Source organism: Paenibacillus sp. Leaf72 (assembly GCF_001422685.1).
In the GTDB taxonomy this organism is placed as follows: Bacteria; Bacillota; Bacilli; order Paenibacillales; family Paenibacillaceae; genus Pristimantibacillus.
Genome location: NZ_LMLV01000001.1, coordinates 544,852 through 559,275 on the forward strand (window position 1 = coordinate 544,852; position 14,424 = coordinate 559,275).

The following is a 14,424-nucleotide window of genomic DNA, read 5'->3' on the forward strand; positions in this document are numbered from 1 at the left end:
TCTCTATTTAGCTTTGTAACACTTCATCAAGTATATGGCGCCACATTTCATTGATCAATCCTATAATTTATATTATTATGATAGTAAAAAACTATCATTCAAAGGAGCCTCTGCATGGACAATCGCAATATACAGTACTTTATGGCCGTATTTGAGCTGCTTCATTTTACGAAGGCTGCCGAAAGGCTTGGCATCTCACAGCCTACATTAAGCCAGCAAATTCGCATCCTTGAAGCTGAGCTCGGCACGCCGCTTTTTGACCGCATCGGTAAAAAGGTTGTGGCAACGGAAGCCGGCAAGCTCCTGTCGCATTACGGAGTTAAGATGCTACAAGCAGAACGGGATGCCAAAAATGCGATAAAGGAGCTTCTATCTGGAGAAGGCGGCACCGTCCGTCTGGCCGTGCTGCCCTCGGATTTGGATTTTCAACTCGTCCCGCTGTTCATTCCTTTTAAGGCGAAGTATCCTCACATCCAGCTGCAGGTTTTCTCGACTATCCATGTACAAGAAGAAGTGCTTAACCATAAAGTCGATATCGGAATTGGCTTGCAAGGCCTGCCTGATAAAAGATTAGTCCAAGTCCCGCTTGGCTCGGAGCCTTATTATCTCTTCGTTCATGCAGCAAGCGAGCTTGCTAAACAGAAGGAAATTACACTGCAAGAGCTGGTGCAGCATGCATTAGTTATGTATCCGAAAGGCTTTCTCGGCCGTGATTTAGTGGATGAGGTTTGCATCAAAGAAGGCTTTGAATTAGCTACCGTTATGGAAACCAGTTCGGCCCATTCCTTGCTGCAATTAGTTTCTGCTGGGATAGGCGCTACTATACAGCCGAAAGGCTTGCTTCGTCAATTTCCAGAACGCCTGGACATTGTAGCTATACCCTTTAAAGGTCCTACACCTGTGCGCCATATGGAGCTGATGTATTGTACGGATCGCTTTATTAGCCGCTCGCATCAACAATTAACGGATGGGCTGATTGATTTTTTTCATGGAAAAAATGGCTAGAGCGACTATGCCTTCAGGCAGCCGCAATGATGCAAACAAAAAAGACAGCTGTGCACAAGGGTTGTCCCTTGTTCTAGCTACCTTAAATGAAACGGTTACGATGCGGCACATCACGATTATTCCATCTCCAGCATCTAGCTTAATAAAGGCAATTGGCCTTGCAAATAGGACGATAGCATATGTTTAATAACCGGATCTTCGCCCCCGTCCTGCCTTAAAGCCATACAGATCAAACGAATATCATCGCTTATATACCCGGCGAGATCATGGTTCCCTGTCAAGCGGAATGCTTGCTTGAACGCTTGTTCTCGCCCCGCATGTATTTGTTCACTCTCTTCCACATCAGAACCATCAGCATCGAGCTCCCATCGCTTTGAAGCCGTAATCCATTCGTCATCGTTCGCATCACGTATATCTAAATATTGGTCAGCATCCAGTTCAGAAAATGTTTGTTCCGTAAGCAGGCTCCCTGCCTCCAAACCCTCTAGCAATATGTCCAATTGTGATTGACTCACCAAAATCCGCCTCCTCATTAAAGTTCTTTCAAACGCTCATGTGAGATTGCAACAACATAAAATAACGGCAAAACAAGTATCAGCTTAACTATAGTAACGCAATTAAAAATCGATTTTGAATAAACCTTCTCGCAAAACACTTTACTTACTTAATATATATTAACCTAAATACTATATTCAAAGGAACACACCTAAGGTCGTGCTCCATACATTTGGCAGGTAGCAAGTATAAGATTATCTGTCAACATTTATAAAATTTGCAATAGTTGCTGCCCAGAGAAAATCACATTCAATTCTCTAAGTAACGTTCACAATTTCGAAAAACTTGCCCATTGTGCATCTTTGCATATTGGGCAATAATATTTATGACAGTTGTATAAGATACGCTTTTTCCATGTATACGAATTTACAAAGGAGGTGTAGTTATTGATTGCTAAACAAACCTTGCGTGATAGGAAAAAAGAAGCCACCGCCTCTGCCCTGGCCGAAGCCGCATTCGAGCTCGCGCTTGAAAAAGGTTTGGATGGCTTCGTAGTCGACGACGTCGTGCAGCAGGCCGGATATTCGAGACGCACGTTCGCCAACTATTTTTCCTGCAAAGAAGAAGCCGTTGCTGCCGTCGCTGTCCCCACAACGAGTGTAGAGGAATATGAGAAATTACTTGCGGGCTTGCCACAAGGAGCAACACCGCTTGATGTGTTGTACAGCCTGATGCAGATGCAGTTTACTGCTGAGTTTCTGCTTAAAATACGCAAATTCATCTCCCTTTCGAAGCAGTACCCTACACTTGAACCGTACATCCTGGGTGTGTTCCGCCGTTTGCAAATGGCAGCTCAGGAAGCATTGGAACCATTCGCCCGCGGACGTTATAAGGACGGTTATACCCATCTTCTAGTCGGCGCCGTTTATGGAGCGTTTGTACCAATACTTGACGGCAGTCTGAACGTCCTGCTTCTGGGCGAGACGGAAGCAGAACCGACAGCTGCGATCCCATTCGATCAATATTTAAATTCGATGTTCGAGTATTTGCGAAAGGGCTTCTAGCCACTACTGACCACCATTCATCATGATATAAAGGAGATTAACATCACATGTCAACATTTTTGTACAAGTTAGGAAAATCCGCTTATGACAAGCCATGGCAGTTCCTCATCGGCTGGATCGCCATCCTTGGCGTCGTAATCGCTATGCTCGCAGTCAACGGCATCCATTCCAGCTCAGAAATGAAAATTGCCGGTACAGAATCGCAGAAGGTACTCGATCAACTAACGAAAGAGCTTCCCGAAGCTTCTGGCGGACAAGCCAGTATTGCCTTTACGGTACCAGTTGGTGAACGTTTGGATACACCAGAACGTTTAGCTTTAATCCAGAAGGCTGTTAATGACGTTTATAATGTAGACTATGTCATTAATCCTGCCAAATTGGCTGCGGAAGCTGGTCTTTCGGCTGCTGACAGCAGCCAAATGGGCGCCGCGGCTGCAGGGGCGAGCCAAGAAACACAAGCAGCCCAAGGAACACAAACGAACCAGCCAAGCGCCGCTGAAATACCTCCTTATGGCCCTTTGATGGTAGATGGCGTTCCGGTAATAGGAGTGATGCTCTCATCTGATGGCAGTCTCGCCCTGTTCCAGTTCCAATTCACCGAGCAGCAGGCTTCACTGCCCAAATCCGTACCAGACGCTGTAATCAACGCCGTCGCAGCTGTTGAGCAGAACAATTCCGGCATTACAGCTATACCTAGTGATTCGCTTAAGAGCACGCCAGCCATAGGCTCGACAGAAGCAATCGGGCTTCTCGTTGCAGCCGTTGTGCTCATTATTACGCTTGGCTCTGTTGTTGCTGCGGGTCTGCCGCTGCTTACCGCTCTTTTTGGCGTAGCGATCAGCATTGGAGGCGCGTATGCCCTCTCAAAATTCATTTCGATCAATGACATAACGCCTATTTTGGCGATCATGATTGGACTCGCTGTCGGTATCGACTATTCCCTGTTTATTGTGAATCGTCAGCGCCGCATGATTTTAGACCAAGGCTTAAGTGCGCGTGAAGCTGCGAGCAGAGCTGTAGGTACAGCTGGCAGCGCGGTATTTTTTGCAGGCTTAACGGTTATTATTGCTTTGTTCGGCATGCTCGTTATTGGCATTGAGTTCTTGTCTACGATGGCAATGGTCGCTGGTGTGACGGTTTTCGTCACTGTACTGCTAGCCCTGACCCTGCTGCCTGCTCTGCTTGGATTCGTAGGTGAACGTATTTGCTCGCCTAAAGTCCGCATGAAAAACAACAGCTCTGACCAGAAAGCTAAGCATGGCTTCTCGATTCGCTGGGTTAAGGGAACGGTGAAATACCGCTGGCTTATTATTATCGGAGTGATCATCGTTCTAGGCACGGCAGCGATTCCGGTTACAAAAATGGAGCTCGGGATTCCCTCTGGCGCCTCGGCAAACCTCGATACGGCTGCAAGGCAAAGTTATGACGCGATTTCCAAAGGATTCGGAGAAGGCTTCAACGGTCCCCTGCTTCTGGTGGGCGAGCCGCAAAATGCCTCCGATACATTTACTCCTGAAAAACTCGGCAATCTCGTCCAAGAGCTTCAAAAGCATGACAATGTTTCACTCGTCACACTGATGGGTGTGAATAAAACGGGCAATATGGCGATTATTAGCCTTATTCCCAAAACAGGCCCAACGGACTTGGCAACGAAGGATCTAGTAAACGATCTGCGCGCCCCAGAATCAAGCATTGCGCAAAATACGGATATTAAGCTGGGAGTTACTGGGTTCACCGCTATTAATATTGATATGTCGTCTAAGCTGTCGGAGGCGTTCCCTCTGTATGTCGGCATCATCGTCATTCTGTCTATTATTATTCTGCTGCTTGTGTTTCGCTCGATCATCGTTCCCATTAAAGCGACGGTCGGATTTATTCTCAGCATACTTGCGACGTTCGGCCTTACTACAGCCGTTTACCAGTGGGGATGGATGCATTCACTCTTCGGCTTTGACACAGGCGGCCCGCTGCTCAGCTTTATGCCTATTCTTGTCACTGGTATTCTTTACGGACTGGCGATGGATTATCAGGTCTTCCTAGTAAGCTCTATGCGTGAGTCTTACGTGCATGGTCATAGAGGAACCGACAGTGTCGTTCACGGCTATGATCTAGCAAGCCGCATCGTTCTAGCCGCTGCTGTCATTATGGTATCCGTCTTTGCCGGATTCATTTTCGCACCTGATGCCATGATCAAACAGATCGGCTTCGCGCTGGCTATAGGCATCCTTATCGATGCTTTCATTGTCCGTATGACACTGGTTCCAGCCGTCATGGCTGTCTTCGGAGACAAAGCTTGGTGGCTGCCAAAATGGTTAGACCGCATTCTGCCTAACCTCGATGTCGAGGGTGACAAGCTGATTACTGCACTGAATGCTCAGGGCAGCATCGACAGCAAAAAGAAGGCGAACAAGCCCGCATAACGTTCAACATTTTCACTCTATCTATATTGAAATTTCGTTTATAAAAGGAGGGTGAAGCTTGCGCCACACCCTCCCCACGGCATTCCGCCAATAAAGCAAAAGAACCACGTCATAGGATGTGGTTCTTTTGCTTTATTGATTTAATGATTCGGATTCAAAAACAACCGTTGGCGCCCCACTCTTCATTCGCAACGTAAAGTACGCGGGACCTAGCGGCGAAGGCTGGACTTCTCCGCCGGTTATGCTGCAGGCTCCCGCCCAATCCGGCAGCTTGACGATTATGTCGGTATCCCTATCTGCCGTCAACTCTGCTCTGAACGAACCCGTTTCTTGATTCCACGATAGCGCCACTTTGCCTGTGTGGAATCTCCAATCGGCCAGACGCCCCCGCTTCCAACGCTTCGGCAGCGCCGGCAGCAATTTAATGAGTTTGTCGGATACCTGAAGCAGCTGCTCCTGCACAGCATTCACCCACCCCATATTGGCATCCAATTGCACCGGAGCCGTAGGCATTTGCATCGATAAGCCCATTCCCCGCCAGTCGTTATGGAGCGTGAACAGATTAGGCAGCAGACTCGATCTGGAGAGGATATCCAGACAATTCAAGGAGCTGTCCCCATCTCCAAAACGAGCATAAATAGCAGACATATGAGCTAGCGACCACCCGCTTTGGGCTCCAATCTCGCGCCGCTGCACAGCCTTTTCAAACGCGCCGAACAAGGTAGGATCACTCTCTTGCGTTAATTCCTGCCCAGGGAAAACGGGGTACAGATGAGATAGATGACGGTGCGCATACCGATCCTGAAAAGCAGGATGGAGCCACTCTCTGACCGCGCCATCCTTATTCAGCCGATACGCGGGTAATCGCTTCAGCATGCGGCTCCATTCCTTCTCTGCCTCCGGATCGCCGCCCACCTTCCGATTCGCTGCTATTAGGTGCTGCAAAAGCTCTTTCAGAATGGCGACATCCATCGTCGCATTGATCGCCGTAGGCATCGGGTGCGCAAGCGGTTTGCCATCAGCCGGCATGAAGTTGAGCGGAGTATTTTCCGGCGATACGGAGGGATATATTTTGTAAAAGCCGTCCGCGTCCGTAACCAAAAAGTCCTCGTAAAAAAGCAACGCCTCGAGCATGAACGGCAGCGCTGTCTCCTGCAGAAATTGAACATCTCCGGTAAAATGGAAATGCTCATAATAGTGCCGGGCCAGCCAACCAGCTGCGCCGATCCAATTCAGAATGACAGGCACTATCTGATTAGGAACGCCGATGCCCGGCGTGGAGCCTGCTGGGATATAAATACCGCGGCAGCCGTACAGCTTGCTTGCATTTTCACGAAAGTCTTCCATTAATCCCTCATAGTAACGGAATAAGGAAGGGACCAGTTCGCCCAGACCTCCAACATGCGCATGCCAATACATCATCTGGATGTTCTCGTTCGCCATGTTATGGCACCATACCAGCCTATAATCGCCTCCCCACAGCCCATACAGGCCGAAAGGCTCCGCCTCTTCCGCAGATGAGGTACCGCTTAAGAACAAATAACGGCCATAGGCCCACATCTTGCGAACAAGTGCCGGCGGCGCCTCCCCCTCATACGCATCCAACAGCAGCCGCTCATTAGATCGCAAATCATCTTCCGCGTCATTGAGCTCCAGCGAGGCTGAATGGTATAACGGCCGATGCAGGGCGATATGGCGCTCAAGCAGTATTTCGTAGGAGGAATCGACAACAAGCTCGGCCAGTTCCTGCTTCAGCCGCTCCCATTCCTTGGAGCGCTCGCCCAGGACGAACAACTTCACAAGCACCAGCAGCCGCCTCGCTCCCTCGAAGCGGATGACGCTTCCCGCCGCTTCCATGCTGCCGCCCTCCGGAATGACCAACATGACCGCTCCGAAATCTGTTCCATCGTCATTCGTTCCGGCAAACCAGACGTAAGCATCGCCTGCTCCCGTTTCAATCGATTGCTCGAGCTCCTTGAATTCCGGCGTATCCGCCCAGCGATCACTCGGGTGAAGATCAAGACCGATCTCACCCGATACGCCCGCTTCCTCATATCCTCCAAGCTCATAGACAACCGAATCGTCAGCGCGCGAAACGAACAGCCTCCGACGATACTGGCTCGGCCCGTCCGTCCAGCCTACCGTTATTTCTCCGGTGTCCATCTCAAGCATCCTGCTGTACCCGCGAAAGGCATTGCTGCAGGGCATGACTAGCCGGATCGCAGCCAGCGGAAATCTGGAAGCGAGCTTCGTCCCGTAACCGCGCTCCTTTAAAGCATCCGCGAGCTGCCAGCTTGCCTCTGCATATCGCTCTGCGTCCATCAGACTGCGGGTCTGGGCTAGGGTATCGCTTACATCCGGCAGCTTATCCTTGCGCCCCCAATGCCATAAGCGGGCATGGTTAAGCAGCACCGTCTCCTCCTGTACGCCGCCGAATACGGATGCGCCAATGACGCCGTTGCCCGAGGGAAGCGCTTCGCGCCACATATTCCGCCACCATGACGCGGGATAACTCATCAAAAGCTTATCGGCGCTTCGTTTGTCTTTTTGCTGCCGCATCCGTATCCTTCCTCCTTCGTTTGATCCTCTTCCTGCCATCTCGTTAAATAATGGCAGTATCCGACTGCCTGCGAAGCCGCTCCAGCTCAACGCTCGCCAGCAGAAGCGGGGCAACGCCCATCAGTACATCGCTGACGACCTGCTCGCTCATATAATATTCATAGGAGCCGTCGCGATACTTGCGCCCGCCCAAGCCTGCCCCGTTACAAATGCTGTGGAGATGAACGCCATGCTCATCCTCGGTTACGAAGCGCTCAAGAATTCCATCATATGCGAGCTCCACTGCCTGCCTGTCAATCTCAGCCAAATAACCGAGCCGAATGCCCTTAGCCAGCGCATACGTCAACATACACGAGCCCGACGACTCCAAATAGTTTCCTTGGCGGCCGTTGCAGTCCAGCAACTGGTACCACACGCCGCTCTCCTGATCCTGAACGCGCAGCAAGGCATTCGCCATCCGCTCAAAAATCCCCATCAGCTGGCCGCGTTTCGGATGATGAACGGGAAAATGCTCAAGCGAGTCTACGAGCGCCATGGCGTACCAGCCCATCCCGCGTCCCCACACATGCCGGGAGCGGCCCGTGGCGGCATCGCACCAGCGCTGTTCCCTGCTCTCGTCCCATGCGTGATGCAGCAATCCCGTTTGGGGGTTGCGCGTGCGCCGTTCGATCAACAGCAGCTGATGCGCCGCTTCATCGAACCAACCGCTCTCGCCAAAGGTGTTGGCAAATTCCGCCATAAACGGAGAAGACATGTATAGACCATCCAGCCACATTTGGAAGGGATATATTTTTTTATGCCAATATCCGCCTTCATCTGTACGGGGCTGCCCAATCAATTGAGTAATGAGAAGCCGGGCGGCCTGTTCATACTTTGAATCTCCTCCATTTCTCCATAGTCTCAGCAGGTTTTTTCCTTTGTTAATATGGTCGAGATTGTAATCCTCCAGCGTATAGCCGCGAATGGAGCCGTCCTCTTGGATGAAAACATCTATATGACGCTTCACTGTTGCTTCGTATTCAGATTCTTCGGTCCAATCGCCGAGCCTCCCGATCGCCGTCAGTGCCATCCCGGCCACATAGCCCCACTTATTAGCAATATTCGGGTGATAGCCATCTTCGCTTTGGGACAAAATCGTTCTGGCGACCCTAACGGATATACGTTCTGCATTAAGGATTTCAGTTGCAGCATTCATCAGCTTCTCCTCCTTTTGGTTACTTTTCCAGCAGCGGTAAAGAACTAAAATCTTCTGGAATGTCGACTACATACAAATTGCCATATCCGTTCTTATCGCTTGTGAAGAGCAGCCTTTTTCCGTCCGCATTGAAACGCGGGTGGGCGTGCACCTTCTGCGAATGAAAGCTGCAGCGCAGCTCGCACAGGATTCGCGGGCCTTCGTACGCGCCGTCAATCTTGCGCCATAGGCTAAGCGTCTTGACCGCTCCCTTCCCATCAACGATCGCTTGCCCCAATCCGTCCGCATAGCCATGCCAAGTATCGAAGCCGAACTCCGTCTCTTCCATGCCTGTATTGTCATAACGAATATTGCCAAAAAAATTGGTACCGTCCACTCGGAATCCATGATAGCCAACCGTTACGCCATCCGGATAAAAAAATTCATGCCCAACCTTCTCGCCTTCCTCCAGACGCTCCCTGATCTTCCAAGCATGACCCGTGCGCAGGTCCAGCCCCCAGATACGATGGTCTACCAAATGCCATGGGCCTTCGTGGCAAAAGGTCATCAGCCAAGGCTCCTTTGGGGATGTATTGATATGGGTAATGAATCGGTTCGCTTCATATACCTTCTCTCCGCCGCCGATCTGCGCATCAATACGTACGATCATGCTGTGGGGCGCGGCCTCCATCAACTCCCGATGGCCGACATAGCCGTTGCCTAGATCGAGCCGGATGCGAAACGACAGATCCTCCTGTACGCAGGTCATAATGAATCGGCCGTCGGCTGTCGCGTTCGCATTGCCCAGATGATAGCCCTCCGGTGCTTCGTAGATCAGCTTCTCTTCAAGCGATTCCAGGTCCAGACGAATAAGGCTTCGTCCCATCTTCACGAACGCCGCGCTCCCGTCAGGCAGCAGGCAAGCATCCAATTGATCCACATCGTTGTAATCCGTCAGCTGGGTTATCAAACCGCTCTCCACATGCAAGCTGTACAGGTTCGCACAATTTTCCCTGTCCGAGATGAACAACAGCCGTTGTTCTCCGTCATACCAACCGTTTTCCGTAAAATATAAATGATAGCTATGCGCCTTATAATTGGTTAATTGCGTTACTTCAAGGCCTGTTAGCCGATCAGTTTCCGTCTTCCGTTCCGAGGGCCACACGGTTCCTTTTGCAGACATGCTCTCGCCTCCTGAATTATAAAAGCTATAGAAGCCTCTACAGCCAGGGCCTCAGCCCTTCCCATTTCACCGACCAGCTTCCATCCTGCGGGAAGCCCGGATTAAGGGCAGCCGGTGTAGCCGCCGATTGTCCGGCTTCGTTTTCCTTCCAGCCAGCAGCCATCATGGCAACGGCGGTCAGCAGCCCGCCGTTGCCCGGCAGATAAGCGGATAAGCCAGGACGCTGATAATTATGACCGTTGGTTAGGTACGTATTTTTGGACGCATCCATTAAAAGGAAATCAACGGCGAGATCCGCTTCTCCGAGTCTTGCTGCCGTCATTGCACACATCGGGAAATCCCAGCCCCATGCCGATTCCCAGATCCATACTTCCTTCACCTTCAGCAGTGTATTCAGCATGACCTTGCGGTCGATTAACGCGCCCGGCAAAACGCCGAGTGCTCCCAGCATGGACGGATGGTCGCGATTTTTCGTCAGAAATGTTTCAAGGCACTGCTCATGGGCAAGGTATACGCCCTCCGCCTGCGGAGGCTCAGCTAACGAACCGGCAACCTCTGCCCAAAGCGGGTTCACAGGCTGCTGCATGCGTTCCGCCCAACAAATCGCAATTTCCAAGCCATACTTCCAGTATTCCAGCTCGTAAGGCGGATTTTTGCTGTCCTGCATCGAATGGCATTCCTGTGCCGGAATAAGGGGCGGCCCCAGATCATAAACCCGCTTCTCATCATTCCAGTGAGCGAAGGAAACCATGAAATCAGCCGCTTCGAACACGATGCTGCGGAACCGCTCCAGAGTATCGCTCGACGGATCCGCCTGATAGCAGAGCTCGGCAAGCGTCATTGGATGCGGCTGCTGCCAGATTAGCCCGTTTGCAACCGGCGATGGGCATGGCTTGCCGTCGAAGCCTACCATCTTGGGCCAACGCGCCCCTTCATAGCCTTGAGACTGCGCCAATTCGCGCGCGACCGGTAAGATTTGCGCGTACCAATCCATGCTGTTCAGCAAATAATTCTCTCTGCCCCACAATGGAAAATGAGCCGCATGCCACCAATGCATCTCCAGATGCGACTTGCCAAACCAGCTATTGTACATCAGACCTGTTTCTTGCGGCGGCAGCGAGCCTCCACTATGCAGCGCAAGCAAAAATTGCGACAATACGACGCGTCTCTCCAGCTCATAGGCTCTTGGATCGGCGCTTCCGGAGAAGTCGATTGCCGCGCCGCTCATCCAGAACGATTCCCAATGACGCGCGCTCGCGGACTTGATCGCTTCGACCGCTTCCGTCTGCGCCGACTCCTGCGCGAAGCCGATGGAGAATTCCAGCAATTCTCCGCCCGAGTCCGGCAGCAGCGTAAATTCGTGCACACCGGTCCGCTTCAGTGCCCCGGCGCTCCAAGACCAGTTGACCTCATAGCGGTCCTCGTCCATGCTTCTCACGATATTTGCCCTATTCGCGCCTGACTCGGCCAGTTCCGTAAGATGCCTGTCGTCATTGCCCAAATCCGGGAATACAGCCTTGGCCCATGTGGCAGATATCATATCAGGCGCTGGAAAACGGATGAAAACCTGCAGCCTTCCCTGTTCAATTAGCGGCGAAGCGACGCTTACCCCAATCGCATCAATCGTCGGATGGCAAGCGGTCATGACATGAACCGGCACGCCGCTCACTGCGAATTCGCTTGTCAAAATGCCTGTCCATAGATTCATTTTTTGGGTCATATTCGTTATATCCTCGGCCTTTGCTTCTTCACCCGATTCTGATAAAAATCGAAACGAAATGCGGCCAAGCTGAAGGCGATGGGGGTTTTGTCGCAGCCAGTGGTACGCCTCTGGCTTGTCGCCCGGTTTCATCGCATACCCAACCGCCCTGCCGTACGTATCGTAGGCCTGGTACGCGGCATCGCTCTCGGTGAATCGTCCCGAGCCGCCTGTATAATGCCATCCCCAATTGGACTGCGTGCCCAGCGGCACCTCATATTGATTCGGAAAAGTCTGCAGGCCGGTAATATCGGCGCTGAAGGCAAACTCGCCATTGCCTACGGAAAACGGGGATACCGGGTCCCATTTATTCAACTCCGGTTGATGGCGTTCCACGATCTGTCGTCTGTCCATTGGCTCCTCCTATTTGCTAGAACCCAGAGGCTGCGCAGCCTATAATCATTCGAACGGGAAATCCATCCGGGTTCTCATCATATCCCGGTACTTGCCCGGGGTAATATCCTTGAATTTGCGAAAGCTGCGAATAAAGCTATTCTCATGTTGATAGCCAACCATCAGCCCGATATCCGAAATACGGTCATCCGTCTTTAACAGCAGCTCACTCGCCCGCTCGATACGAAGACGAGTCAAATAGTTATAGATCGTTTCTCCCGTTTCTTGTTTGAACAGCTGGCTGGCAAGACTGCTGCTAACGCCAATCGCCTCAGCTACCTCCGGTATGCCTATGGGCTCGTTAAGATTTTGCTTCAAGTAGTCGACCATCCGTTGGCACATGATAAAGTCCTTGCTCTCGGCCAAACGGCGGAAGCGCTGCGCCAGAACGGCAGCCCTGCTCTCCAGTTTATCTTTGATATCCTCCAAGCGAAGGGTATCTATTCGAACATACGTTTGAAAATAAGAGCCTTCCGAGGCTGGGCGTATTTGCTCGATCCTCTCGATGGCCGACTGCAGGAAGGATACGGCCACCGATGGGTACCCGTATTGACAGCGGATATTATCGGTCATTCGAACGACTGCTTCCAGAGAACTCGGCTCATCGCCCATTTCTATAGCGCCAATCAATTCATCCAGCGCGCTTTCAAACTGCAGCGGTTCGTTCACTTCATGCCCAGACACCTCTTGGAACGTGATGACCTGTCCATAGCCTTGGTACAGCCGGTATGTAAGCGCATTCTCCGCTTCCAGCATCACTTGCTTTAATTTTGCAATATCCGTCTGCGTGTTGCTGACCCCAGCCGATACGCTGAATTTCAATAAGCGTGACACTACCTCTAGCGATTCAGCCAGCTTGCTCTCGCATCGCTGCCCTTCTACACGCGGCTGCAGCAAGATGGCTGTCTTATCCGTTCCGAAATCGGCGCATACGATTCGCCACTGCGGCTCGAACAGTTCAGCCACAATATTGGCCAATGCGAATTTTAACAGGGAATGATCGCCGCCGGTAAATGTGCGAGACCATTCCTCATAACGGTCAATCGATAGAACGGCCACCGTCACCGGCGCCTCCGTCCATTCGCCAAAATAACGGTTCCATTTCTCTTCAATGTCCCGCTTCCCGCTAAGATTGCCGGAATAAATATCAGTAAGCAGCTTCGAGGCAGCCTCCGACATCGACTCCCGGACAAGCTGAGCCAGATGCGCATGATTGGTAAGCAATTCACCAGCAAGCTTCTCTAGATCCATGCCCTCCGATCCGCTCTTTTTGCGGTCATACCTGCTGAACAGCTGCTTGAGCCTGCGCACGGGACGGAAAGCCGCCGCATTAATATAGAAAATCGTTAACCCACCAAGCCCGAGAGCCGCAATGGATACTAAAAGAACCACCTTCGCCACCCGCTTGGACTTAGCCAGCAGGCTGTCCTGCTCAACAATAGACACATAGCTCCATCCCGTTACAGGCGATTTGAGCTGATTAATAAGCAATTGGCGATTCTGAATGGTGATATCCCCGCCATCGTCCTCTTTCAACGACTCAATCGCATGGTTTACCGACTCTTGATTAAACTCATAGTTCGAAACGGAGTAGAGCAGCTCGTCATGCTCGTCAATAATATAGCGCATCCGGTTCAAATTGTTCATGATTGGCGGATTCAGCTTCGCGAATAACTCGTCATTTTTAAGATTGACAGCTACGATTCCTTTGAACTCTCCTTGAATCATGATCTTACGGAACAGCGTAACGCTTGAGCCTTTAGCTCCTGCCCCTTCAGGCACCATCCTTTTCTTAATGAGCGTCGTCCTCTCTCCGAATTCAGAAGCTACGCCGGTCCAGTCGGAATCGTCGAATGTCAGCCTATTGGAGCTGAAGCCCTGCGGAATTGCCAGGAAGCTTTCCCGGGTAAGATCATAAACATAAATGCTTTTAATATATTTGGAATTGCTGATTAATGTCGATAGAAACTGGTAGGCCTCCGTAATATTCGTATATGAGCCCTGTGATTTGCTGGTCAAAAACTTGTAAACATTATCATTCAAAGCGACTTGAATCGCGACCTTGTCGCTCTCGCTGATCAACTCGTCGATCACGTTCATATCGAGCTTCAGCATTTGGCGCTGCAATTCGCTGAGCTCTTCCTGCATCACCGATTTAGACGTGTTGTACGAGGTCAAGCTTACAGCCAGAATAATGAGAAAGACGGAAACGGTCAAAATCAGCACGAGCCTAACTTGGGTATGTGCCAGATTATATTTCAACCATTTCTTGATAGACTGCGTCACGATAAATCCCACCTTATGCCGAGGATCCTTCTATTATAACGTGATCCTGCTCTCGCAACATACTCAGCCCGATCTTCTTACTCACA

9 protein-coding genes are annotated in these 14,424 nt (G+C 51.1%); 3 read left to right on the plus strand and 6 right to left on the minus strand.

Going from position 1 to position 14,424, the window contains the following annotated elements:
* Positions 1–114 precede the first annotated feature (114 nt).
* A complete protein-coding gene (locus ASF12_RS02495) occupies positions 115–1,005 on the plus strand; it encodes a LysR family transcriptional regulator (RefSeq protein ID WP_056029114.1) in 891 nt (296 codons plus the stop codon).
* Between the two features lie 134 nt (positions 1,006–1,139).
* Here ASF12_RS02495 and ASF12_RS02500 read toward each other — a convergent pair whose 3' ends face one another.
* Entirely contained in the window at positions 1,140–1,520 is a 381-nt protein-coding gene (locus ASF12_RS02500) for a hypothetical protein (RefSeq protein WP_056029116.1), read from the minus strand.
* A 426-nt stretch (positions 1,521–1,946) separates the two neighbouring features.
* On the opposite strand from ASF12_RS02500, the gene ASF12_RS02505 reads away from it, so the two are divergent.
* Together ASF12_RS02505 and ASF12_RS02510 are read left to right on the plus strand one after the other, a co-directional pair.
* A complete protein-coding gene (locus ASF12_RS02505) occupies positions 1,947–2,564 on the plus strand; it encodes a TetR/AcrR family transcriptional regulator (RefSeq protein ID WP_235533021.1) in 618 nt (205 codons plus the stop codon).
* 47 nt (positions 2,565–2,611) lie between these two features.
* Complete coding sequence (locus tag ASF12_RS02510) at positions 2,612–4,984, plus strand: MMPL family transporter (protein WP_056029118.1); 2,373 nt, start codon at positions 2,612–2,614, stop codon at positions 4,982–4,984.
* 132 nt (positions 4,985–5,116) lie between these two features.
* Here the strand turns inward: ASF12_RS02510 and ASF12_RS02515 are convergent, their stop codons facing one another.
* The 5 genes from ASF12_RS02515 to ASF12_RS02535 are packed head-to-tail and all read right to left on the minus strand — an operon-like array spanning position 5,117 to position 14,338.
* A complete protein-coding gene (locus ASF12_RS02515; RefSeq protein ID WP_081418574.1) occupies positions 5,117–7,543 on the minus strand; it encodes a glycosyl hydrolase family 95 catalytic domain-containing protein in 2,427 nt (808 codons plus the stop codon).
* A 43-nt stretch (positions 7,544–7,586) separates the two neighbouring features.
* Positions 7,587–8,738, minus strand: coding sequence for a glycoside hydrolase family 88/105 protein (locus tag ASF12_RS02520; RefSeq protein ID WP_056029120.1), 1,152 nt, complete (start codon positions 8,736–8,738; stop codon positions 7,587–7,589).
* A 19-nt stretch (positions 8,739–8,757) separates the two neighbouring features.
* Complete coding sequence (locus tag ASF12_RS02525) at positions 8,758–9,900, minus strand: oligogalacturonate lyase family protein (protein ID WP_056029122.1); 1,143 nt, start codon at positions 9,898–9,900, stop codon at positions 8,758–8,760.
* A gap of 37 nt (positions 9,901–9,937) precedes the next feature.
* The gene (locus tag ASF12_RS02530; RefSeq protein WP_056029124.1) at positions 9,938–12,013 is read right to left on the minus strand and encodes a hypothetical protein; all 2,076 of its coding nucleotides are present in this window, start codon (positions 12,011–12,013) and stop codon (positions 9,938–9,940) included.
* Between the two features lie 45 nt (positions 12,014–12,058).
* On the minus strand, positions 12,059–14,338 hold the full coding sequence (locus tag ASF12_RS02535; RefSeq protein ID WP_056032700.1) for a helix-turn-helix domain-containing protein: 2,280 nt from the start codon (positions 14,336–14,338) through the stop codon (positions 12,059–12,061).
* Between the last annotated feature and the right edge of the window lie 86 nt (positions 14,339–14,424).